The 23,428-nt window shown below is 64.2% G+C and carries 20 protein-coding genes and 1 riboswitch; of the genes, 8 read left to right on the forward strand and 12 right to left on the reverse strand.

Annotation, left to right across the window (positions count from 1 at the left end; translation table 11 throughout):
• Positions 1 to 263: 263 nt before the first annotated feature.
• Positions 264 to 1,178, reverse strand: a complete 915-nt coding sequence (locus RI103_RS06650; RefSeq protein ID WP_310814585.1) for a methyltransferase — start codon at positions 1,176 to 1,178, stop codon at positions 264 to 266.
• Between the two features lie 265 nt (positions 1,179 to 1,443).
• Between RI103_RS06650 and RI103_RS06655 the strand changes: the two genes are divergently transcribed.
• A complete protein-coding gene (locus RI103_RS06655; RefSeq protein WP_310814586.1) occupies positions 1,444 to 1,773 on the forward strand; it encodes a hypothetical protein in 330 nt (109 codons plus the stop codon).
• Between the two features lie 121 nt (positions 1,774 to 1,894).
• On the opposite strand, the gene RI103_RS06660 is transcribed toward RI103_RS06655, so the two are convergent.
• Complete coding sequence (locus RI103_RS06660) at positions 1,895 to 2,602, reverse strand: cadmium resistance transporter (protein ID WP_310814587.1); 708 nt, start codon at positions 2,600 to 2,602, stop codon at positions 1,895 to 1,897.
• Positions 2,603 to 2,885: 283 nt separating this feature from the next.
• On the opposite strand from RI103_RS06660, the gene RI103_RS06665 reads away from it, so the two are divergent.
• Complete coding sequence (locus RI103_RS06665) at positions 2,886 to 3,479, forward strand: hypothetical protein (RefSeq protein ID WP_310814588.1); 594 nt, start codon at positions 2,886 to 2,888, stop codon at positions 3,477 to 3,479.
• A 215-nt stretch (positions 3,480 to 3,694) separates the two neighbouring features.
• Here the strand turns inward: RI103_RS06665 and RI103_RS06670 are convergent, their stop codons facing one another.
• The 3 genes from RI103_RS06670 to RI103_RS06680 all read right to left on the reverse strand — a co-directional run bounded on the left by RI103_RS06670 (position 3,695) and on the right by RI103_RS06680 (position 7,492).
• Positions 3,695 to 5,569: a glycosyl transferase family 1 gene (locus RI103_RS06670; RefSeq protein WP_310814589.1), complete on the reverse strand. Its 1,875-nt coding sequence runs from the start codon at positions 5,567 to 5,569 to the stop codon at positions 3,695 to 3,697.
• A 139-nt stretch (positions 5,570 to 5,708) separates the two neighbouring features.
• Positions 5,709 to 6,983 carry a DUF3443 domain-containing protein gene (locus RI103_RS06675; protein ID WP_310814590.1) on the reverse strand — a complete coding sequence of 425 codons (1,275 nt, stop codon included), beginning with the start codon at positions 6,981 to 6,983 and terminating at the stop codon, positions 5,709 to 5,711.
• 44 nt (positions 6,984 to 7,027) lie between these two features.
• Positions 7,028 to 7,492, reverse strand: a complete 465-nt coding sequence (locus RI103_RS06680; RefSeq protein ID WP_310814591.1) for a DUF2844 domain-containing protein — start codon at positions 7,490 to 7,492, stop codon at positions 7,028 to 7,030.
• Positions 7,493 to 7,956: 464 nt separating this feature from the next.
• Between RI103_RS06680 and bamC the strand changes: the two genes are divergently transcribed.
• Complete coding sequence (gene bamC, locus RI103_RS06685) at positions 7,957 to 9,192, forward strand: outer membrane protein assembly factor BamC (protein WP_310814592.1); 1,236 nt, start codon at positions 7,957 to 7,959, stop codon at positions 9,190 to 9,192.
• A gap of 320 nt (positions 9,193 to 9,512) precedes the next feature.
• On the opposite strand, the gene RI103_RS06690 is transcribed toward bamC, so the two are convergent.
• The 6 genes from RI103_RS06690 to RI103_RS06715 form a co-directional block, all read right to left on the reverse strand.
• Positions 9,513 to 10,439: a DMT family transporter gene (locus RI103_RS06690; RefSeq protein ID WP_310814593.1), complete on the reverse strand. Its 927-nt coding sequence runs from the start codon at positions 10,437 to 10,439 to the stop codon at positions 9,513 to 9,515.
• A 403-nt stretch (positions 10,440 to 10,842) separates the two neighbouring features.
• On the reverse strand, positions 10,843 to 12,441 hold the full coding sequence (locus RI103_RS06695; RefSeq protein ID WP_310814594.1) for an L-lactate permease: 1,599 nt from the start codon (positions 12,439 to 12,441) through the stop codon (positions 10,843 to 10,845).
• Between the two features lie 290 nt (positions 12,442 to 12,731).
• Complete coding sequence (locus tag RI103_RS06700; protein ID WP_310814595.1) at positions 12,732 to 13,211, reverse strand: hypothetical protein; 480 nt, start codon at positions 13,209 to 13,211, stop codon at positions 12,732 to 12,734.
• A gap of 254 nt (positions 13,212 to 13,465) precedes the next feature.
• Positions 13,466 to 13,678: a glycine zipper 2TM domain-containing protein gene (locus tag RI103_RS06705; protein ID WP_310814596.1), complete on the reverse strand. Its 213-nt coding sequence runs from the start codon at positions 13,676 to 13,678 to the stop codon at positions 13,466 to 13,468.
• A gap of 255 nt (positions 13,679 to 13,933) precedes the next feature.
• Positions 13,934 to 15,865 carry a phosphomethylpyrimidine synthase ThiC gene (thiC, locus tag RI103_RS06710; RefSeq protein WP_310814597.1) on the reverse strand — a complete coding sequence of 644 codons (1,932 nt, stop codon included), beginning with the start codon at positions 15,863 to 15,865 and terminating at the stop codon, positions 13,934 to 13,936.
• Between the two features lie 92 nt (positions 15,866 to 15,957).
• Positions 15,958 to 16,076: riboswitch (TPP riboswitch) on the reverse strand.
• Positions 16,077 to 16,229: 153 nt separating this feature from the next.
• Complete coding sequence (locus tag RI103_RS06715; RefSeq protein ID WP_310814598.1) at positions 16,230 to 16,640, reverse strand: GreA/GreB family elongation factor; 411 nt, start codon at positions 16,638 to 16,640, stop codon at positions 16,230 to 16,232.
• A gap of 436 nt (positions 16,641 to 17,076) precedes the next feature.
• On the opposite strand from RI103_RS06715, the gene RI103_RS06720 reads away from it, so the two are divergent.
• From RI103_RS06720 to RI103_RS06740, 5 genes are all read left to right on the forward strand, one after another.
• Positions 17,077 to 17,922: a DUF1223 domain-containing protein gene (locus tag RI103_RS06720; protein WP_310814599.1), complete on the forward strand. Its 846-nt coding sequence runs from the start codon at positions 17,077 to 17,079 to the stop codon at positions 17,920 to 17,922.
• Between the two features lie 30 nt (positions 17,923 to 17,952).
• Entirely contained in the window at positions 17,953 to 18,591 is a 639-nt protein-coding gene (locus RI103_RS06725; RefSeq protein WP_310814600.1) for a cytochrome b/b6 domain-containing protein, read from the forward strand.
• A 40-nt stretch (positions 18,592 to 18,631) separates the two neighbouring features.
• Entirely contained in the window at positions 18,632 to 19,423 is a 792-nt protein-coding gene (locus RI103_RS06730) for a molybdopterin-dependent oxidoreductase (protein ID WP_310814601.1), read from the forward strand.
• A 117-nt stretch (positions 19,424 to 19,540) separates the two neighbouring features.
• Positions 19,541 to 19,771 (forward strand): pentapeptide MXKDX repeat protein, encoded by a 231-nt coding sequence (locus tag RI103_RS06735; protein WP_310814602.1) that lies wholly within the window; start codon positions 19,541 to 19,543, stop codon positions 19,769 to 19,771.
• A 364-nt stretch (positions 19,772 to 20,135) separates the two neighbouring features.
• Positions 20,136 to 21,065: an EamA family transporter gene (locus tag RI103_RS06740; protein WP_310814603.1), complete on the forward strand. Its 930-nt coding sequence runs from the start codon at positions 20,136 to 20,138 to the stop codon at positions 21,063 to 21,065.
• A gap of 38 nt (positions 21,066 to 21,103) precedes the next feature.
• On the opposite strand, the gene RI103_RS06745 is transcribed toward RI103_RS06740, so the two are convergent.
• Positions 21,104 to 23,161 carry an NADPH-dependent 2,4-dienoyl-CoA reductase gene (locus RI103_RS06745; protein ID WP_310814604.1) on the reverse strand — a complete coding sequence of 686 codons (2,058 nt, stop codon included), beginning with the start codon at positions 23,159 to 23,161 and terminating at the stop codon, positions 21,104 to 21,106.
• Positions 23,162 to 23,428 lie beyond the last annotated feature (267 nt).

Raw genomic sequence — 23,428 nt, forward strand, 5'->3', positions numbered from 1 at the left:
TCATCCGTGGGTGAGACCAGTTAGCTGGGAGTCGACCGGACGACGAAAAGACATAACTGCGCCGCCGGTCGAAAACCGGGGCTGGGTCAGTTACTGGGGAATTCAGCGGAGCTTCAGGTGTTCAGATGGAAGCGCGCGGCAGCAGACCTAGCCCGGTAGAGGGGGCTAGTAGTAGCGATAGGAGGGTCTGGGCGCGGTACATAGTGCGCAATAGGAACATATTATTGGGACGGCGTCAAGCGCCGTCCCCATGCGGCCTGAGATCAGTGCGTCGGTTTCACGAAGCGCAAGGTCATGCGGTCCGACTCGCCGATGGCCGCATATTTCGCCCGGTCGACGTCGCCGCCCTCGAAGCTCGGCGGCAGCGACCAGACGCCGTTGGGGTAGTTTTTGGTGTCGCGCGGGTTGGCGTTCACGTCGCTCTTGCCGGCCAGTTCGAAGCCGGCCGCTCGCGCGTGTTCGATTACGTAGGCTTCCGTGACGTAGCCGGTTTCGATGGTCTGTTGCAGCGAAGTGCCCGGCGCCGCACGATGCTCCTCGACACCGAGCACGCCGCCCGGCTTGAGCGCTGCGTAGAAGGCGCGCAGGTTCGCGTCGATCTGGCCGTCCTTGATCCAGTTATGGATATTGCGGAAGGTCAACACCTCGTCGACGCTGGCATCGGCCGGAAAACCGCTGAACTGCCCGGCGTGCAGCGTGCCGACCACGACGTTGCCGTAGACGGCGGGCGTGGCCGCCAGTTTGCGCGCGAACGCGGCCCGGCTGGCCTGTGCCTGCGCCGACGGCGCTCCCTGCGGCCCGTCGTATTGCGCCTCGTAGAGCTTGCCGTGGTCGTGGAGATAGGGCGCGAGGATCTCCGTGTACCAGCCGCCGCCCGGCTCGATCTCCAGCACGCTTTGCGACGGCGCGAGTTCGAAGAACTGCAGCGTTTCCTTCGGATGGCGGTAGATATCGCGGGCGCGGGCTTGGTCGCCGCGCTGCGGTCCGGAAATCGCGGCGTCGAGCTGCGCCGGACTGGCCGAGGCAGAAGCCGAAGCCGACGCCGACGCCGAAGTCGAGGCCGATGGGCCGGCGCAGGCCGCCAGCAGTAGCGCGGTACTCAATGAGGCGAGCGTGGCGCGCAATGTGCGGGCCTGGCGATTGGGTCGTAGGTTCGGTCGTAGGTTCATGAGGTCCATTATCGGGCGCGATCGGGCTGGAAGGAAATCGGTAACCGGCATAAGAATAGGCGCTCGCTGGATTTGCGTGGCGGCCGCCCGTGAGCAGGAATAAAAGGCCGTTTCCGCCAGTTTCGCTGTTTGCCGCGACTCGCGCGTAGATTGCGAATCCGAAGCGCGGCGTGGCGCGTATAAATGATGTGATCAGCGTTGGCCGTCGCGCGCGGGCTCGTTCTGGGCCGGACGCGACTTGATCCCCTTCATTTTCATTTTGTCGGAGGCAGGTATGCAACGAACATCGAGAATGTCGCGGTTAGGGCAGGTTTTATTGTGCGCGGCCGCGTGCGCGATCGCCGCGCAGGTGGGAGCGCAGGGCCTGAGCCCGCAGGACGACATGTACGCGCCGCAAAACAGCACGCGTCTGATGCCCAACGCGGCGCGCGGCAGCGAATATCCGACGCACGGCAACCAGCAGGCAGGGGAATTGAACCTGAATCCGACCGACCCGCGCGCGCAACTGGTCAACGGCTTGCCGAACCACACGAATTCCGGCGGCTATGGCTCACCGCTCGCTGGCGTGCGCACCTACGTGCAACCGCAAATGCCGTCGAAGTGAGCGGTTGCGTGCACGACGGCCGTGCCGCATCGCGCCGGAGCGCAGCGCATCCCTGCACGGACCGTTCTTTCGCTGTCTTTTTGAGGCGATGGGCAGCGTGCCGCCCATATACCGGCATCGCTCAGAGTCCGAACACGATCCGCAACGTATCGTTGTGCGCGATCACCGAGGCGCCAATCCCCACGAGGATCAGCGGTAGCAGGGCGGTGCCGTAGCGCCGGATCGGCGCGCCGAGCAACGGATGCTCCACGAGCCAGACCGCGCCGGCGCACCAGAGCCCGATCATCACGATAAAGACCAGCGAGATGAACGCGCCCTCGCTATGCGAATGACTGGCGTACAGCGGCACATAGACGGCAAGATTGTCGGATCCGTTGGCGACGGCCACGCAGGCCACCGCCCACCAGGATGAGCCTCGGCGTGTAAAAGGTGGCGTGGCCGATCTCGCCTGATTTGCCGCATGAGTTGCGTCAGCGGAGCTAGCGCAATTCTCCGAGCTTGCCGATTCGCGCGATGCGGGCGGCTCGCGGCCGGCCCGTGTGGTTTCCTGCTGCTGCGCGTTGGCGGGGCCAAAGCGCTCCCACGCCTTGCTGAGCCCCACGCCGACCGGCAAGATGCCGAGCAAACCGACATAACCGACCGGCAAATGCTTCAGCAATGCGGCGAGCAGCATCGACCCCATGATCAAGGTCAGCGAGCCGGCATACTGCCCGGCGATCACGCGACGGCGCTCGCCGCCGGCTTCCGCCAGGAAGGCGAGCAGGACGAACAGGTTGTCGATGTTGGTGGCGGTGTAACCCGCGATGGCGAGCAGGGCAAGGCTGAGCATGCAGGAAAGCCGGTCGGCACACAGTGATGAAGCGTGAGAAGGCGAAGCGATGTCATCGCGAGGCCCCGTCGGAAAGTAGGAAGCGCGTCGGTCCGATGGCAGCCGGTCAACACGATGCCGATGCAAGCCGCCGCGGTCAAGGGGCACTGGGTTTCGGGCGCGCCGATAAGCAGTGAAGATGTCGATCGCCTTACACAGCCCGCGCGCTGCCCGCGCTCGAAGCCGGTGCCGGTCAAGCAGGCCGTAAGCTACAATTGCCGACGGCTTGAAAAACGGAACATCAATGAAGATTCGGATTCTCTCTATCACCTGCGTCGTGGGCGCTGCTGCGCTGCTAGCGGCCTGCACGGCCGTCTATAAGAACACGGACGCGTGCGAACAGTTGATGCGAAGCAAGCTGGCGGAAACGTCGCCGGATACGTTGAAGATCACCCATGCGGGCGCGGGCATCCACGGCGCGCGGGTGGTGGTCGAAGGGTCGATCGAGCATGTGGGGGCGCCAACGTCCGCGCCTTCGGCGGCGAGTGCGCCGCTCGCGGCTTCGGGTGCGCGGGCGGCTTCGGCGGTGGCCGTTGGTGCATCGGGTGCGCGGACGGCTTCGGCAGTGGCCGTTGGTGCATCGGGCGCGCGCCCGGCTTCGGCAGTGGCCGTTGGTGCATCAGCCGCAGCCGGTGCATCGGGCGCTGCTAATGCATCAGCAACTGCTGGTGCATCAGCCGCTTCGGCAACCGCAGCGCTTTCGCTCAAACCTGCCAAACCCCGGAAGACGGTTACGCCAGCCGCCGCCGAGTGCACGTTCCACGGCCCGACGCTGAACATATTCAGCTGGCTGGCCCCGGCCAATCTTGTGACGCCGGCAACCAACGCGACCGAGTAGCGCGTCCGAGCGCACGTTCCACAGCCCGACGCTGAACGTATTCAGCTGGCTGGCCCCGGCCAATCTTGTGACGCCGGCAACTAACGCGACCGAGTAGCGCGTCCGAGCGCATGTTCGGCGACTCGTCGCTGAACGTATTCAGCTAGCTGGCGCCAGGCAATCTTGTGCCGCCGACCCCTAACGCCACCAAGTAGCGCGTTCAGTTGCGGCGAATTTCAACCCACCGCTTCCTCGCGCTGGCGTTGCCTTCCCCGCACCAGTTCCAGCAGGCGTTCACCGAACGCCTGCGGCCGCCCTTCAAAGCAACGTTCCACTGCCCGCGTATCGATCAGACGCTGCCGCAATGCCGTGCGCTCATCGCGCGAGTCGATCATCCGCACCGCGGCGGCGATGTAATCCTCGACGCTCTCCGCCGTGGTCCACGGCGGCATACTCACGCGCTCGAACAGCGCGCCGTCAATCCGTTCGAACACTTCCGGACCGCGCTTGCAGATGCCGGGCAAACCTAGCGTGAGCGCGTCGACGATACCGTTGGTATTGCCGAACGGAAACGGGCTGAGAAACAGATCGGAGCGATTGACGCGCGCCAGATAGTCCGTGTAATCGTGGAAGCCGTGGACGACGGCGCACGGCAGCGCCTCGCGGATCACCTCGCGCATGCGCTCGAGCGGCAAACCGGAGGGCACGCCGCTCATGAAGTGAAACTCAACCGGCGTCGCCGCGCGCGCGCCGATCTCACGGCACGCTTCGAGAAAGCCGGGATTGAGCTTCATCGCGCTGGCTGTGATGACGATCTCAAGTGTTGCGCGTGACGGCGGAATCTCGGCGACGATGTCCGGCAACGCCACCGACGGCCGGTACGGTTGGCCGTCTTTCGGTAACTTCAGCAGGCGTTCGCTGAAGCAGGCAGGGTCGCCGACATAATCTTCCTCGACGCTGATGTAGTCGATCTTGTCGGAGTGGGTGGTGGCCGGGTGGCCAAGGCCGGCGATCTGCAGCGGTGCAATACGCAGGTTCGACATGAACACCGTGAGCGCGAACATGCCGACGCTCGGCATATAGAGCACGTCGGGCTGCTCGGCCTCGGCAAAGTCGCGAATCGTTTTCAGACATTCGCCAATGTAGTCCGGCTCCTCCAGTTCGATGAAACGGTCGAACACCGCCCGGCCGATGTCGTCGATCGCGTAGCCGAAGCCGAAGGCCACCACTTCGAAATGCTCGCGCGCGGCTTCGAGCGTGCGCGAGTGCGTGCGGTAGATCGAATGGGCGCCGCCGAACCACTCGAGCACGACCACCATGAGCGGTTTTTTGCCACGTTGCTTGCGACTTTTCGAGCGGGTCAATTTTGCTGCGGGAACGTCGGTCAGCCCCAATTGATCCAGCTTGCGGCGCACCAATGCGTTGATGTCCCGTTTGATCTCGTGCCGCCGCGGCGTGTCCGCGTAGCTGCAGAACATGTACGCGTTGTGCAGCAAGGCGGTCGGCAAGTCGTCGAGGTCGTCGATCTGCCGCAGTTTGCCGGGGAGCCATTCAATCAGCGCTTCGCGTTTGATGTGCGCGTTTGCCGAGCCTTTGAAGACGGGCGCCAGCAAAACGAGGGCGAGACAGGCTGCGAGCGATTTGTTGTACGCCCACAGCGCGGCGAAGTCGAGTTCCAGTTCGGACTCGGTCGAATAGAGCACACAGAGCTTTTCGACGAAGCTGTCGCCGGACAGAAACTGGGCGTTGTCCGGGCCACGCGGGTTCAGGTGACGGGTGAGATGGTCGGCGTTGCCGAACGCCGTGGACGCAAACACCAGTCCGACCCATTCGTGCAGTGTCAGAAGCAATCTGAAACACTCGTGCGGCAACTGGAACGTTGGGTCGGCGAAGAGCGTTGAAGCCGCACTCGCGAAGCGTGTACAGAAGCGCTTGCGTTGCTCGTGAGGCGGCAGATCGGCGATGCCCGAGGCAAGAAAGCTCTCGTCCAGCTTGCCGCGCTTCTGTTGAAGAAGCGCCAGCGCGGCAATGAACTGGATCACGGCCTTGACATGCTGCCGCGTATAAACGAGCTGCTCGAAATGATCGAGCGAAAAAGTGGGTTCTTCCATCTGCCGACAATTCCAGGATTTGCATGACTAACTAATTGAAACGGAGTTAGCCGGGGACCGGAATTATCGCAGCCGATGAATATCAAATTTGTCCTGCGGGCGATATTGCGAATTTTCAGCGTCGAAAGAAGCCATCCGTTCAGAACGCGTAATAGGGACCCGGGCCCGCCGATGTCTCGCGCGAGGCGATCGCCGTATAGACGCGTCGTCCGAAGAAGAACGGCAGGCCCCAGCCGAAGCCGCTGCTGGCCACGCCCCCCAGATTATTGAAGGCGTTATTCGATGACGCGAACAGCGCGCTCGAATTGCCGATCGCAAACGACACCGTGTTCGACGCGCCATCCATACCGGTGATCGCGGCACTCGCGGTTTGTGGCGAAGGCGGGCAGTACCAGAAGCCGCACTGCGGCAGTTGGCTATTGCTGAAGAAGAGCCCGTTCGAGCCGCTGTCGACGTAGCTCTGCGAATAAGTCTGCCCGCCGCTGGTGGTGACGACGTAGCCCGTCACCGTGTTCGCCTTGAGGATCCTGGCGCCGCCCAGCGTGTTATTCGCCTGGGTGCCGATGCCGAAGATCATCGAGCCCGAGACGCTGGCCGCGCCGGCATCGGCGATGGCCGGCAGGTCGATCACCACGCCGTTGTTGTCGAGCGCAAAGCGGCTGACCGGATTGGTCACCTGCTGCGCAAGCGCTTGCGTGCTCGCGACGCAAGCGCCGCTGGCGTCGCAGTTGTAGTACCAGCGCGGCAGCGCGGCGGTGACGCAGCCGCTGCCGCAGTCGGCCGCGAACAGGCCGACGCCGAGAATGCCGTTCGAGCGCAGGCCCGCCACGGTCTGCATGGCCCGGCCGGAGCCTGCGCAGTCGGCGGGCACGGTGGGCACGGCCGGGTCGGCAATCGTCTGGATCGGGATCGACGCGGCCAACTGGCCGGCCATGCGGACGTCCGCGCTGCGTACCGCGCCCCAGGTGTAGCCGCCGCCGAACACGGCGCATTCACCGGCGATCCCGCTGCCCGACGCGACCGCCGCGAGTGGCAGGCTCGCCGGCAGCGCGGACGCGAGAATCCTGAGTCCATGCGAACCGGTGTCGACCTGCACATTGTCGATCGTCGCGCAATTGCTGGTGCCGGGCTGGCACACGGTGACGCTGGTTGTCAGCATGTTGCGCGTCAGACCCGGCGCGGTGGTGACGGCGATCGGCTGGACGTTCGGCGTGTTCGACTGCGGCACGGGAGCGGCCGCGCCGGCGGTCGAGGCGCCTGCCGGCGCGCTGGCGGCTCCTGGGCTGCTGGCCGGAGCGGCCGGGCCCGTCGGAGACGGCGCGGCCGGCGTGCCGCCGCCACCGCCGCCGCCGCCGCACCCCGCGAAGGTAGCGCAGACGAGGAGCGGAACGTAAAGGCGCAGGGTGGGGTTCATGGCGTGGAGAGTGCTCGTCGAGGCGCGGTCGTGAGGCTTGTGCATCACTGGAAATAATCGGCCGTGACGCCGGGCGGCAGCGCCGCGGGCAGCCATGCGCGGCCGACGTAACCACGCATCGGGCCGCCGGATTCCACGATCACGTCCGGCCGCACCACGCGCGAGACATGCAGATTGCCGTCCGCCGTCGCCGCGGCGGCGCCGGCGCGATACGAGTCGGCGTACTTTCCGAGCAGCGCGCGCAGGTCCGGCATAGTTGGGCCTTGCCACGCGTAGGCGATGATCTGGCCGGTGTTCGCCGCGTATTCGTTGATGGTCGTGTTACCCGCGTCGGTCAGCGTGCGCATCCGCAGTGCGCCGTTCAACACGGTGCGCGGCGCGCTGGCACTCGAATCCGCCTGCGCCGGCATGGCGCCGCCCAATTCGGCGCGCGCCTCGGTGCCGGTGCACGACACGGCAGCCGCTAGCGCTGCGGCGGTGAAATTGACGGTAAAGATAGGCAGTCGCATGACGGTCGGTCTCGAGGCTGGAGTGCTCCAGGGTTTCTTGAAATGTCCATTTTCAAGATATCACTTGAGTTTTCTGACCGTTACTGGGAGCGGTGTTCGGCCAATTTCGATATATCAAAATTGACCGTGCGAAGGCGCCGGAAAGGGCCGTCGAATCAATGCTCTGACGAGTGCGTAGGGTGTATCTGACGGTGCGTTGGGAAATGTGGGCAATTGTTAAATTTGCGGTGCCTCGGACTCTTTTTCAGGCGTGAAAGCGAGGCGCCCACAACCCAGGGAAAGATCGGCTGAAGGGGGTGTATCCGGCGCGCTCCGCGCGCGTCAATGTGGCGCCTTTTACGCGCGTCTCACGGTGCTCAATTCACGGACAAACCCGGGTTTTTGCACACGACTCGCCGGGATCGGTAAAATGTTGGGTTGATCCACGGAAACTTGCCGTGGCGTAGCGGAAGGATTCCCCGAACATGACTGATCTTCGTCTTACCAAGCGGTTTGCAGTAATGCTGATGGCAGGCGGTCTGGTCGCCGGCTGCGGCACCTCGTCGCCGACCAAAATCGACTACAAGAGCGACTCGAAATCGAAGCAAGTGTCACTTGCCGTACCGCCAAACATGATCGATGAGACGGCCGATCAGCGTTCGTTGCCCCCGCAGGGCGGCGAAACTTCGTTGTCCACGCTCAAGCAGGTTCAGGCGCAAGCCCCGTCGGCCAATTCCGTGGTGGTGGTGCCGCCGGTCAGCGGCATGCATATCCAGCGTGACGGCACGGAAAGCTGGCTTGTGATCGACAACAAGGCGCCCGACCAGGCATGGGCACAGATCCGCCGCTTCTGGCAGGAGCAGGGCTTCCTGCTGGTGGTCGACCAGCGCGACAAGGGCGTGATGGAAACCGACTGGAATGAAACGCACGCGCAGATCAATGAAGGACTGATCCGCAATACGCTGTCCAAGGCCATGGGCAACAGCTATGTGACCTCGGAACGCAACAAGTACCGCACGCGTCTGGAAGCTGCGCCCAACGGCGGCACGTACGTGTTCATCAGCCAGAAGGGCATGCGCGAAGCGCTGACCGGCACGAATAACGATTCGAGCACGTGGGTGGCGAAGCCGAACGATCCGGGCCTCGAACAGGAATATCTGAAGCGGCTGATGGCGGCACTGGCACTGGCCGATTCGCGCGCGAAGCCGGCTGATACGCAGAACGCCGATCTGTCGCCGGCTGGCGCGCAAACCGCGCCGAACGCGGCCGCGGCGGGGGCCAAGTCGGCGGCTGCGGCCACGGCGGCGCAAAACGTCGCGCTGTCCGCCCAGCAGCCCATGCCGGATCCGGACGCGGCGAACAACACGGACGCCCAGCTTTCGTCAACGGAACTCACGCTCGGCGAACCGTATGATCGCGCGTGGCTGCGCGTGGGCCTCGCGCTCGACCGCAGCAACTTCACCGTCGACGACCGCGATCTGACCCGTGGCCTGTACTTCGTGCGCTATGTCGATCCGAAGGATATGACGTCGGCGGAACAGGGCTTCTGGAGCCAGGTTTTCCACGGCAAGAAGGAAAAGGTTGCCAAGCAGTACATGGTCAACGTGCGCGCGGTGACGCCTAATCAGACGCGCGTGGCCGTCGTTGACGACAAGGGCGTGATCGATCAGAGCCCGCAGGCCAAGCAGATCATGAGTCTGATGGTCGACCAGTTGCACTAAACAAGGCCACAGCAGGCTGGATTGCTGGCTTGAAACCCGCCCGGAGGCGACTCCGGGCGGGTTTTTTTATGGCTGCGTTTCGAGGCGCGAGCAGGAAGAGATTGCCTCGTCCGGGCGCTTGCTTCGCCCGACGAGGGCCTGCGCGTGTGGCGCGCGGCCTCGGTGGGTCCGTCGCCTGTCCTTGTACGGCAACGGTTTAGCCCGCACTCCGATGGAGTGCGGCCTATTTTTTTGTGCTCGGGATTCTTTGCGGCGCCGGCCGGATGGCCGAAAAGAGGAGAGCCGGCGACGCCGGGAAGCGTCGCGCGACATGAAGCGGTTCAGGTGTCGGCGCGACGCGTTCCCATCCACGGCAGACGTTTGATCACGCCGGTGGCGAGCGCGGTGCCGACCAGAATCACGCCGCAACCTTCCAGCATGCCGGGCGAGACGCCTTCGCCGAGAAACAGCGCGCCCCACAGAATGCCGAAGATCGGAATGACGAAGGTCACCGTGATCGCGCGCGCCGGCCCGGCCACTGCGATCAGATGGAAGAACAGCATATACGCGACGCCGGTGCAGGCGACGCCGAGCGCAATCACCGCGCCCCATGCGTGCAGCGAGATCGGCGCCGCCGGCCAGTAGATCACGGCGAGCGGCAGCAGCACGATCGTGGCGCCGGTCATGGTGCCGGTGGCGACGGTCAGGGCGTCGACGCCGGTCAGATGGCGCTTGGTGTAGTTGGCGGCGATGCCGTACAGCAGCGTGGCGCCGAGCGCCGCGCCAGCCGCGAGCGCGGTGGTGAGCGGCGTGGCCGGCGTGCCGTTCGGCGCGGCGATCTGATCCCACACCAGCATCAGCACGCCAAGAAAGCCGATCACAAGACCGAGCGTGCGCAGCGCGCTCAGCCGGTCGCGCAACCAGAGAAAGCCGACCAGCGCGCCCCACAGTGGCGTGCTCGCATTGATCACGGACGTGACGCCCGCCGACAGCGTCAATTCGGCATAGGCGAACAGGCAGAAGGGCGCCGCCGAATTCAGAATGCCGACCACCAGCAGCGGGAAGGCTCGCGTGCGCAGGATGGCCGCGGATTGGCGCAGCGGGCGTCGCGCGATCAGCACGATCGCGAGAAACGCCGCGCCGATGCCGACGCGCAGCGCCATCAAGGGCGCGACGCCGAAGTCAGTGACGCCGACGCGTATAAACAGGAACGAGGCGCCCCACAGGGCGGCGAGGATCAGCAACTGGAGCAGGTTCTTGGCATTCATCGAGGTGGCGCCGCGCGCGGTTGAGTCGAGACGCCTGAGCATCCTAGCAGCGCAATCGTGCGAAACGTTTCAGGCTGGAATGAAACGGCAAGATACGGGAGAGGAAAGGCGTCTGTAACGGGTCATCGTAAGCGCAGCCGCGGTCTGCGCAAAACGAGCAATTCTCACGTTGTTGTGAGAAAAATTGCGATCTGGAGGGCGGAGTGGGCTGGAACGCTTGGGCAGGAGTGGGGTTTGAGCGAAAATCGTGAATTATTTTGCGGCAGCGCATCCGCCGCGAACCGCAGGGGCGTTCCTCCTCGCATCCTTGAAGCGGCGCGAACCAGCGGGCGCGCGGCCGCCGGTTGGCGAGAGTGCATCAATCAGGCGGGTTGTGGGAGCCGAGCAACCCGCCCAACTCGCTTCAATGCGGAATCATCCACTGCAGGAAATTCTGCTGCAGCCACACCAGCACACCAAGCAGCACCGTCAACAGAATCGAATGTTTGAAGGTTTTGGCGAACACCACGCCTTCCTTGCCTTTGAGTTCGGTGGTCGCTACGCCGGTCGAGATGTTCTGCGGCGAGATCATCTTGCCCATCACGCCACCCGACGAGTTAGTCGCCGCCATCAGGATCGGGTTGAGATTCAGCTGATTGGCCGCCACCACCTGCAGGTTACCGAACAGCGCATTGCCCGACGTGTCGCTGCCGGACAGAAACACCGCCACCCAGCCGAGGAACGCCGACACCAGCGGAAAGAACGGTCCGACTGAGGCGACGCCGAGGCCGAGCGTGTACGTGAGCCCCGAGTAGTTCATCAGATACGCAAGGCCGACGATGGTCGCCACCGTCAGGATGGCGATGCGCGTCTGCACCCACGTGTCGGCTATGGCCGCGCCGAACTCGCGCGGGCTCAGTTTGACCACGAACGAGGTGATGAGCGCGGCGACGAGGATCGCCGTGCCGGTGGCGAGCGGCTGGAAGTCCCACACCGCGCCGTACGGCGTGTTGTACAGCGTGATGAACACGGCCTTGTCGAGTCCGGGCCACGGCACCTTGACGTCACCGACCAGGAAGATCTTCGCCACAGTCCAGACGATCACGACCACCGACACGATGATCCACGGATACCAGCCCTGGCCGCCGCCGATCTTGCCGCGCACTTCGCCGACACGGTCGATGTTGACCGCGAACTTCGGGTCCGCCGCGGGCTTCCAGACGCGCAGGAAGGCGATTGTCAGAACGAGCGAGACCATCGACGACAACACGTCGGTCAGGCTGTAGTTCACGTAGTTCGAGGCGACGAACTGCGTCAGCGCGAAGCTCGCGCCCGACACCAGCAGCACCGGCCACACCCGCAGCATGTTGCGAAAGCCCGCATAGACGCTGATCACATAGAAGGGCAGCAGGAAGGCGAAGAACGGCAACTGGCGGCCGACCATCCTGGCGAGCGAATCGGCGGGCAAATGAGTGACCGCGCCGAGCACGGTGATCGGCACGCCGAGCGCGCCGAAGGCCACCGGCGCGGTATTGAAGATGAGCGTGAAGGTGAGCGCTTCGAGCGTGGGAAAGCCGAGCAGGATCAGCAGCGAACTGGTGATGGCGACCGGCGTGCCGAAGCCCGAAATCCCTTCGAGCAGCGCGCCGAACGAAAAACCGATCACCACCAGCACGACGCGCCGGTCGTTTGGCAGGTTGTCGATCATCCACATCCGAAAGGCCGCGAAGCGGCCCGAGCGCTGTGAGATGTTGTAAAGCAGGATCGCCGTGAACACGATCCACATGACCGGCCAGCAGGCGAACACCGCGCCGGCGACCACCGAATCGACGGCGAGTCCCACCGGAAATTGCCAGACCAGAATCGCCACGATCAAGCCGACGATCAACCCCGCTAGCGACGCCTGCCATGCCGGCCGACGCGCCCAGCCAAGCAGCAGCAGCACGACGATGATCGGCAACGCCGCGACGAGAAACGACGGCAATAGCGAATTGCCGACCGGAGTGAGTAGTTGGTGAAACATCACGTCTCCTTCGTTGTTGTATGGACTCGACGCTGCACTACGCACTACGGAGCGCGTCGCTATGGCATGACGGATGGGCGTCGGCGGCGCGTGGGGACACGGCCGGTCGCTTATTTAAACAGGTACTGCAAGCATAGAGCCCCGTCGGGCTGCGTCAAGAAGGGAAACTACGGGCGCAGCAGATGGAGGCTGGCACCGCGCGTGGCGCGCCACGCAGGTACTGCACGGCCGAACCTGCCGTGCGGGCGCATCGTGCGAAGAACGACGAAGTCAAACAGTGTCGGCAGGCGTCAATGCCAATGCCCGTGGCCGCCTCCTCCACCGTGGCCACAACAGTAACCGCCGAAACCGAAGCCGATCGAGACCGACGGTCCATACCAGCCGGGATAGCCGTAATAGGCCGGATAGACCGGCGGTGGATAGTAAGCGGGATACGCGGGCGCCACATATACAGGCGGGGCGGCGACCGCGTAGGTCGGAGGCGAGCCTTGCTGCACCGTCTGTCCTTGTTGCTGCTGTTGCGCCGCGGATGGATCGTCTTGCCCGACCGGCACCGCCTGCTGTGTACCGGCTGCGGGCACCGTGGCGTAAACCGGGTAATAGCCGCCAGGATAGTAACCGTATGGGTAATAGCAACCGGACAGCGCAAGCACGCAGACCGCGCCACCGAGCGCGATACCTGTGTGCGAAAGACGCGGGAGAGATCTGGCAAAGCGCAGCGGCAACCGCTGGCCGATCGCGCACACCGTGTTGATGAGGCGGGACTTCATGACGCGCTCCTGGTTGAATCGAACGCCGCCATTGGGGCGTCACGGCACCAGCTTACGCCGCTGCGCTGCCAACAGGATTGCAAAACCGTAACGGCTTATTTCACCTCATTGCAAGCGGACTGCGTGACCTGGATGAACGCGCTATCGCGGGTCTCATGCGAGAGCAGCCTCGCGGGTCATTCGTTGGTCGGACAATGGCCGACCAACGCTCACGTCAAACACGAAAAACATGGCGCGATGATCCGCCATACGTCTTACTTGCCCACCTCATGCCCCACGACGCCGCCCACCGCCGCACCGCCGAGCGTCGACAGCGCATTGCCTCCGACGGCCGCGCCTGCCGCGCCACCCAAGCCCGCGCCGATTGCCGTATCGCGCCCCTGGCGGCTCATGCCTTCGCATGCGGAAAGGCTCACCACGACTGCCACGATGGCCGCGAACGTACCGATTTGACGTATCGATTTCATGATGTCGACTCCAGTAGTTATGGTTGGAAGTACTCCCGTCCTTGCATTTGATGGTATCGCCGCATCCCGTATCAGGATGTATGCGCTTGTCAGCGAACTGACGGCTTCGTAATCAAATGTTTCCCTCCACCCAGCATGCGGCGTGCCTGGATGCCATGAACGCAAAAGCCCGCCAGTGGCGGGCTTCGATGCTGCAATGTAGTGATCTGGCGGATCGGGTGGCGTCACCACGACGCTCGATCCGCAGGCCGAACCTTACTGCCGCTGATAAATCTCAGCGCCTTTCTTCATGAACTCGATCGACTTCACTTCCATGCCTTTCTTCAGCGCCTCGTCGTCGCTGACGCCTTGTTGCGCGGCGAACTCGCGCACGTCCTGGGTGATTTTCATCGAGCAGAAGTGCGGGCCGCACATCGAGCAGAAATGCGCGACCTTGGCCGAATCCTTCGGCAGCGTTTCGTCGTGGAATTCGCGCGCCTTGTCCGGATCGAGGCCGAGGTTGAACTGGTCTTCCCAACGGAACTCGAAGCGCGCCTTGGAGAGCGCGTTATCGCGCACCTGCGCGCCCGGATGGCCCTTCGCCAGATCGGCGGCGTGCGCGGCGAGCTTGTAGGTGATGATGCCGGTCTTGACGTCGTCCTTGTTCGGCAAGCCGAGGTGTTCCTTCGGCGTGACGTAGCAGAGCATGGCGGTGCCGAACCAGCCGATCATCGCCGCGCCAATGCCCGAGGTGATGTGGTCGTAGCCCGGAGCGATGTCGGTGGTGAGCGGCCCGAGCGTGTAGAACGGCGCTTCGTCACACCATTCCAGTTGCAGGTCCATGTTCTCCTTGATGAGCTGCATCGGCACGTGGCCCGGACCTTCGATCATGGTCTGCACGTCGTGCTTCCACGCGATCTGCGTGAGTTCGCCGAGCGTCTTCAGTTCGCCGAGCTGCGCTTCGTCGTTGGCGTCGTAGATCGAGCCGGGACGCAGGCCGTCGCCGAGCGAGAAGGCCACGTCATAGGCCTTCATGATTTCGCAGATGTCTTCGAAGTGCTCGTACAGAAAGCTTTCCTTGTGGTGCGCGAGACACCACTTCGCCATGATCGAGCCACCGCGCGAGACGATGCCCGTCATGCGTTTGGCGGTCAGCGGCACGTATTGCAGACGCACGCCTGCGTGAATCGTGAAGTAGTCGACGCCCTGCTCGGCCTGTTCGATCAGCGTGTCGCGGAAGATTTCCCACGTCAGGTCCTCGGCCTTGCCGTTGACCTTTTCGAGCGCCTGATAGATCGGCACCGTGCCGATCGGCACCGGCGAATTACGGATGATCCACTCGCGCGTTTCGTGGATGTGCTTGCCGGTGGAGAGATCCATCACCGTGTCGCCGCCCCAGCGGATCGCCCACGTCATCTTGTCGACTTCCTCGCCGATGGAGGACGTCACCGCCGAGTTGCCGATATTCGCATTCACCTTCACGAGGAAGTTGCGGCCGATGATCATCGGTTCGCTTTCCGGGTGATTGATGTTGTTCGGGATGATCGCCCGGCCGCGCGCCACTTCCTCGCGCACGAATTCCGGCGTGATCGCCGTGAGTCCGTTCGGACCGAACGCGCTCGCGCCGAACGCCTGGCCCGGATGCTGGCGGCCCATCATCGCCGCGAGCTTTTCGCCGTTCGGGCCGCTCGTCTTCAGGCTTTCCAGATACTCGGCGCGGCGCTGATTCTCGCGAATCGCGATGTATTCCATTTCCGGCGTGATGATGCCTTTGCGCGCGTAGTGCATCTGCGAGACGTTCTTGCCGGCGATCGCGCGGCGCGGCGTGCGATGCAGGCCCTTGAAGCGCAGATCGGCGGTGGCGGTGTCGGCGGCGCGTTCGCGGCTGAAGTCGCTCGACAGGCCCGTCAGCGCTTCGGTGTCGCCACGCTCTTCGATCCAGGCCTGGCGCAGTGCGGGCAGACCGGCGCGAATGTCGATCTTCGCGTCCGGATCGGAGTAAGGACCCGACGTGTCGTAGACATAGACCGGCGGGTTCTTTTCTCCGCCGAAGCTGTCGGGTGTGTCGGCCTGCGAGATTTCGCGCATCGGCACACGGATATCGGGACGCGAGCCGGTCACGTAGACCTTGCGGGAATTCGGCAGCGGCGCGACAGCGGCTTCATCGACGTGAGCGTCGGCGGAAAGGAACTTCGGATTGGCGTTCATCGTATCTCCAGTGCAAAGCTATGTGGGGCGGCTAAGCAGGAGACGAGACGGAAGTTGTCGGAATGCGCCGAGAGAATAAGACGGTGCTGCTGTGGCGAATTCCGTACGCTTCCCTGCGCTGGCATTATCCAGATCAGGTTCAAAGGGTATTTCTCACCCACGCAGCACGGACCTCCAACCTCCGTGCGACGCAGGACCCCCGCGTTAGCAGCGCACACGATACACCGGCCGCCCGCTGCTTGGCAACCCATCTCGAAAAGTCCGATGACGGAGATAACAGCGGGCCGCCACGTACTATTCTTCTGTTGAGAGGGCGGCAGAACGTGAAGCGGCGCAAAAGTTTTGTGTTGCGCGCGAGCGTTGCTTACAGCGTGAAATCGTCGGCGGCTTCGGGTTGAAACAGGATCTTTTCCAGCTTGAGCACTTTCTCCGTGCCGCTCGGCGGCGTGAAGCGGATGCGCTCGCCGCGTTTGGCGCCGAGCAGCGCGAGGCCGGCCGGCGAGAACACATTCAGGCGGCCGTGCGCGAAGTCCGCGTTGGGCGGATAGACCACGGTCCAGGTCATGTGCTCGCCGCTGGTTTCGTCGACCAGCGTGGCTTGTGAATTCATCGTGACGACGTTGGCCGGAATCTCGCGCGACTCGACGATCACGGCGCGTTCCAGCACGTCGTCGAGCATGTTCTGCAAACGCGCGTCGGCGCCGGGCGCGGCGGCGTGTTTCTCGAGACGGGTGACGTCGAGTTCGGTGAGGTAACAGGTTTTCGTCTTTTTCACGACGGGTACTCCAATTCGATCTGCATTTGAGGGAACAGCGTGCGGATGAGATCGGCCCGGAGCCCGACGACGCGGCTCAGGCAAATGGAGCGAGCAGCGTTAGATCGGGCGCCGGGCGGCGTGGAGCGGGAGCGTTCGGGACGGCTCGCCGGCGCGACGCGGCATGCGTTCCGCGCGCGCGCAGCCGGTTGCGCGACGGGGGCGCAAGCGGAAGAAGGCACGGGAAGTCGGAAAGCGCATCGAGGTAGCCGGCAGGTAACGAAAGAGAGTGAAGAGGGCGCCGCCATCAATCTGAATGGGCGCGATCGAAAGCTCAATGTTAGCACGGGGTCGCACGTCTCTCGACTTGTTCGGGTTTCAGGAAGAAAGTTGCAAACGGGCTGTCATAACTGGCCCCGCGCTTCGACAAACGTGCAGATCCTGATCGGAGCACGTCATGCAAACCGCCGGACCCCGCCGAGGCTATCGGCCCTTCACCCGCATCGTCGCGCTGGCTCTCGCGCTGACGACGCTCGCGGCCAGCGGCCTCGCGACCGCTGCCAGCGCCGTCTGCAGTGCGCACAGCCCGGCGCATCGCGTGGCGCTGGTCGAGCTGTACAGCAGCGAAGGCTGCAACAGCTGCCCGCCCGCCGATAACTGGCTGAGCCAATGGAAAAACAGCGGCGCGACGCAAAGCATCGTGCCGTTGGCCCTGCACGTGGACTATTGGAACAGCCTCGGCTGGACCGACCGCTTCTCGCAACATCGCTTCACCGAACGCCAGCAGGCGCTCACCGATCTCGGAGGCGGTCACACCATCTACACGCCGGAAATCTTTGTCTCGGGACGCGAACTGCGTAGCTGGTCGCAGCGCGACAGTTTTCAGAACCGCATCGGCAGGGTCGTCGCCGAACCGGCACAGGCGAACGTCGCGCTGGAGCTCAAAGCGCAGCAGACGCCGGGCGCGTTCAATGTCGCGGCGCAATTCACCAGCAAGGCGGCGGACACGGCAGACCAACTGGACGCCTACCTCGCCGTTTATGAAAACTCGCTGAGCTCGCAAGTCGGCGCCGGCGAAAACAGCGGCGTCACCCTGCATCACGAACGGGTCGTGCGGCAATGGATCGGCCCGGTGCCGCTCGTCGCGGGCAACGCGCAGATTCGCCGCGATATCCGCATCCAGGACGCCGCCGCGGATGCCAACGTCAACGCGCCCGCCGAGCGCTTCGGCGTGGTCGCCTTCGTCGAAAACGCGGCGACCGGCGATGTCCTGCAGGTGGCCGAACTGGCCGCGTGCCGTTGATCGCCGCGTCTTCGTTCACAGGAGATTCTCATGGCAACCCATCATGCACTTCGCGACAGCGCGCCGCCGGCTATGCCGAAGAGCGGTGCGATTCATCCACTGTGGGTGCGTCTCACGCATTGGCTCAACGCGCTCGCGGCCATCGTGATGATGCTCTCGGGCTGGCGCATCTACGACGCCTCGCCGATCTTCCCGGCGTTCCATTTTCCGCCTGCCATCACGCTCGGCGGCTGGCTCGGCGGTGCACTGCAATGGCATTTCGCGGCGATGTGGCTGCTGGTCTTCAACGGCCTGCTGTATCTCGCGTTGAATCTCGCGAGCGGACGCTTCGTGCGCAAGTTTCTGCCGGTGTCGCCGCGCGCCGTGCTGCACGATTTCATCGCCGCGTTAACCGGCAAGCTCTCGCACGCCGACTTGCGCGTCTACAACGCGGTGCAGAAATTCGCCTATCTGTTCGTGGTCTGCGATCTGATCGTGCTGGTGCTTTCGGGTCTCGCGATCTGGAAGTCGGTGCAGTTTCCGCTGCTGCGCGAACTGATGGGCGGCTACGACAACGCGCGCGTCGTCCACTTCTGCGCGATGTCGCTAATGGCCGCGTTCATCGCCGTGCATCTGGTGATGGTGGCGCTCGTGCCGCGCTCGCTGCTCGCGATGTTGCGCGGACACTGAGCCACTCAACCGTCCAGGCGAACGTTACGGATACCGAATCATGAACAAGCTTACTCGACAATCCACTCGATCCATTGGCCCGAAACTCGACCGCGAATCGATCCTGATCGACGCCCGCCGCGAACTCGCGATGCCGTCGCGGCGCCTGTTCGGCAAGCGGCTTCTGACGCTCGGCGGCCTGTCGCTGCTGACCGGCTGCTCGCTCACCGACGACGACTCGGTCAACCAGTTTCTCACCGCCGTCTCGCGCCTGAACGACCGCGCGCAGGCCGCGCTGTTCGATCCGAAGCAACTCGCGCCGACCTACACCGAAGCGCAGCTCACGCGGCCGTTTCCGTTCAACGCGTTCTACGGGATCGACGACGTTCCCGAGGTGAACGGCGCCGACTACCGGCTGAAGATCAGCGGACTCGTGACCGGCCAGCGCGTCTGGTCCTTGCCCGAGTTGTACGCGCTGCCGCACGCCGAGCAGATCACGCGGCATATCTGCGTGGAAGGGTGGAGCGCGATCGGCCGCTGGGGCGGCACGCCGTTCAGCGACTTTCTGCGGCGCATCGGCGCGGACACCAGCGCGAAGTACGTCGGCTTCAAATGCGCCGACGACTACTACGAAAGCATCGACATGCCGACCGCGCTGCATCCGCAAACGCTGCTCACGTTCTCGTACGACGGCGAGCGTCTGCCCGCGAAATACGGCTTCCCGATGAAGCTGCGCATGCCGACTAAGCTCGGCTACAAGAATCCGAAGCACATCGTCGAGATGTTCGTCACCAACACGTATCCCGGCGGCTATTGGGTCGACCAGGGCTACAACTGGTTCGGAGGCTCCTGACGCGCGCGGGTCGGCGCCGCTGGAACGGCTGTGCGACCCCGGACGGCAGAAGCTTCGGAAATACGCCGGCTATCGGAATGGCCGGTTCTGCTTCACCCACAACCAAGGAGTCATCTCATGAAGAAGTTCGCAATCGCAGCACTGGCCGTCGCTCTCCTGACCGGCGGCGGGACCGCTTTCGCCCAGGCAAGCGGCGCCATGTCCAACGATTCGATGTCGAAGGATTCCATGTCCAAAGACAGCATGTCGAAGGGCGGCACGAAGAAGGACGCGATGAAGCACGACAAGATGAAAAAGGGCGATGCGACGGGCATGAAGCACGAAGCGTCGGGCGCCATGGCCAACTGAGCCGTCCGGACGATGCGAGCTGCATAGCTCGAACGCGCCGGCGGCCGGCGCAACGAAAAGCCGGGAGACGTCCCGGCTTTCTGTTGCAAGTACGCCAAAAAGTTACGATTCTTTCAGGCGACCCAGTGGGCGCTTACTGCATAATGCGATGCGCGCCAAACGTTTGGCGCGTGTTCGCCGTGGCTCGATGCCTGTCGATTGCCGCGGCATTGTGGCCCCAGTGGCCATCTATCGTCCTTCCGTTCCACCGACATGTCCGCCAGCCTCGCCCGTCAGACCGCATCGCCGATGCGGTGTCCGCCATCCCGCCACAGGGTCTTCAGCGGGGGCGCAGCACCTCGAGCGGCATGGGCGGATTGAACGCATGTCGCTGCAACTTCCAAGCCGTTTTTCGCGTGGTTTTCCGATCCGTTTGCCGCAGTCGCGCAACGGGCAGATTGCGCTCGCGCTCGCCGTCGTCTATGTCGTGTGGGGTTCGACGTATCTCGCCGTGCACGTCGCGCTGGGTTCGTTTCCGCCGCTGCTGCTCTCGGGGCTGCGCAATCTGTTCGCCGGCGTAGGGCTGTTCGTGTTCGCGGCGCGCCGCAATCCGGTTCGGCCGAGCGCCGCCGAGATCCGCAACGCCGGGCTCGTCGGCACCATGCTGGTCGGGTTGTCGAGCGGCATGCTCGCCTATGGGATGCGCACGGTCGGCACCGGCACCGCGGCGGTCATGGTCGCAACCGTGCCGCTGTTCGCGACCGTGATCGCGGCCGTGGCGGGGCGCAAGATCGGCCGCGGCGAGTGGTTCGCGGTGGGCCTCGGTCTGGTCGGCATCGCGATTCTCAGCCACGGCGACAGCGCGCCCGGCTCGGCGAGCGGCAGCCTGGCGATTCTGTGCGGCGCGCTTTTCTGGGCAGGCGGCGCGCATCTGGCCGGACGTCTGAAGCTGCCTTCGGACCTGTTTCTCTCGACGTCGCTGCAAATCGGTCTGGGCGGCGCGATGTCGACGCTGGTCGCGTGGCTCTCGGGCGAGCGAATGCTCGAAGTGCATTTTCTGCCGGTGCTGGCGTTCATCTACCTGATGCTGATCGGGACAATGGCCGCCTATGTGGCGTACGGTTTTCTGATCCGGCACACGAGCCCGATCATCGCCAGCAGCTGCATGTACGTGAATCCGGTGGTGGCCGTGGCGCTCGGCGCGCTGCTGCTCGGCGAGCCGGTGACTCACTCGACAGTGATCGCGACCATCGTGATTCTGGCGAGCGTCGGGCTGTCTTTCTGGTTCGATTACCGGAAGAAGGGGCTCGCCTGAGTTTCCTCTGAGTTTCGTCTGAAGCGGGCGACGGCCGGTTACAGCGCCGCCGCCACTTCCGCGCCTTCGCGAATCGCACGCTTCGCGTCCAGTTCGGTCGCGACCTTCGCACCGCCGATCACGTGATAACGCGGACCGTTGGCCCGAATTGCTTTTCCCGACTGCGCGTGCGTCGCTGTCTGCGGATGCAGATCGCGCAGCGATTCCTGCCCCGCGCACACCACGATCGTGTCCACTTCCAGCCACTCCTCGACGCCTTCACGCGCGATCTTCAAGCCGCGCGCGCTGACCTCCCGATACGACACGCCGCCGAGCATCTTCACGCCGTTCCTCGCCAGCGTCGCGCGATGCACCCAGCCAGAAGTCTTGCCGAGTCCCATGCCGAGCTTGCCGGCCTTGCGCTGCAACAGCCAGATTTGCCGCGGCGGCTGTGCCGGCGCGGGTGGTTTCAGGCCGCCGCGTTCCCGCACGGCAAGATCGACACCCCATTCGTCGAGCCACGCATCGCGGGGCACGGGCAGCGGCTCGCCCGCGCGATGCAGCAGAAACTCGCTGACGTCGAAGCCGATGCCACCCGCGCCGATCACGGCGACGCGCTGGCCGACCGGCGCACCGCGCAGCACGTCGACATAGGAGAGCACGTTCGGCCCGTCGATGCCGGCAATTGCTAGCCGCCGCGGCACGATGCCGGTAGCGATGACCACGTCGTCGTAAGCGCCGGCGGCGAGCAGCGCGGGATCGACGCGCGTGTCGAGGCGCACGTCGACGCGGTGGCGCTGCAGCTGGCTCTGAAAATAACGGATCGTCTCGCTGAACTCTTCCTTGCCCGGCACGCGCATGGCCAGATTGAACTGGCCGCCGATCGTGGCGCTCGCATCGAACAGCGTCACGCGATGCCCACGCGCGGCCGCCACGGTCGCCGCCGACAATCCGGCCGGACCCGCACCGACGACCGCGACCGAACGCGCGGCCCGCGCTCCGGCGACCGGCCGGTACACCAGTTCGGTTTCACGTCCCGCACGCGGATTGACGAGGCAGGTCGCGCGTTGGTTCCTGAACGTATGATCGAGACAGGCCTGATTACAGGCGATACAGGTGTTGATTTCCTGCGTGCGTCCCTCGGCAGTCTTCACGACGAACTCGGGATCGGCCAACAGCGGCCGCGCCATGGAAACCAGATCGCCTGCGCCCTGTGCAAGCAATTCTTCGGCGACCTCAGGTGTATTGATGCGGTTCGACACGATCACCGGCACCTTGACGGCGGACTTCAATCGCGCGCTCAGCGCGGCGAAGGCGGCGCGCGGCACCGAGGTCACGATGGTCGGCACCCGCGCTTCGTGCCAGCCGATGCCAGTGTTGAACATGGTCACGCCGGCGGCTTCGAGCGCCTGGGCGACCTGCACGGTTTCGTCCCACGTATTGCCGCCTTCCACCAGATCGATCAACGAGATGCGGTACATGACGATAAAGCGTTCGCCGCACACCGCGCGTACGCGCTCGACGATCTCGCGTGCGAGCCGCATACGGTTTTCGACGCTGCCGCCGTAGGCGTCGGTGCGCCGATTGGTGCGCGGACACAGGAACTGGTTGAGCAGATAGCCTTCGCTGCCCATGATCTCGATGCCGTCGTAGCCCGCGCGTTGAGCAAGGCGCGCGCAGCGCGCGTAGTCGCGCACGGTCTTCGCGATGCCGGCGATGCTCAGCGCGCGCGGCTTGAACTTCGAGATCGGCGATTTGATCGCGGACGCGGAGACGACGAACGGTTGATAGCCATAGCGGCCCGCATGCAGGATCTGCAGCGCGATCTTGCCGCCTTCGGCGTGCACGGCCTCGGTCAACTTCCGATGATTGCGCAGATCGAACACGGAATTCAGCGTGCCGCCGAAAGGCAGCAGCCAACCCTCGCGATTCGGCGAGATCCCGCCAGTGACGATCAGACCGACGCCGCCCTTCGCGCGTTCGCGGAAATACGCGGCCAGCTTCGGGTAATTCCAGAAGCGGTCCTCCATGCCCGTGTGCATCGAACCCATCACCACGCGGTTGCGCAAGCGAGTGAAGCCGAGGTCGAGTTCGGCGAGCAGGTGTTGGTAAGGCATGCGGAGGACCGTGTAAGTATTGGACGCGCACGAACGATACACCGGCCGCCGTGCCAACCCTCCGAGGAAAAATTCTAATCCTCGCAACTCGTTGCTCCGCAAGACATTTTTCAGCCGCCACCGGCCATATCGAAGTCCGCGGCACACGCATTGCTCGATGCGAGCGTCCGTCGACACGGACAGCGCCGTTCGTCAAGGAGGCGCGATGTGCAGCAGGGATAGGGAGGGGATGCTCCATTTCGCGAGCTGGCCTGAACCGTTCGTATG

The sequence above is a fragment of the Paraburkholderia sp. FT54 genome, assembly GCF_031585635.1.
Taxonomy (GTDB): Bacteria; Pseudomonadota; Gammaproteobacteria; order Burkholderiales; family Burkholderiaceae; genus Paraburkholderia.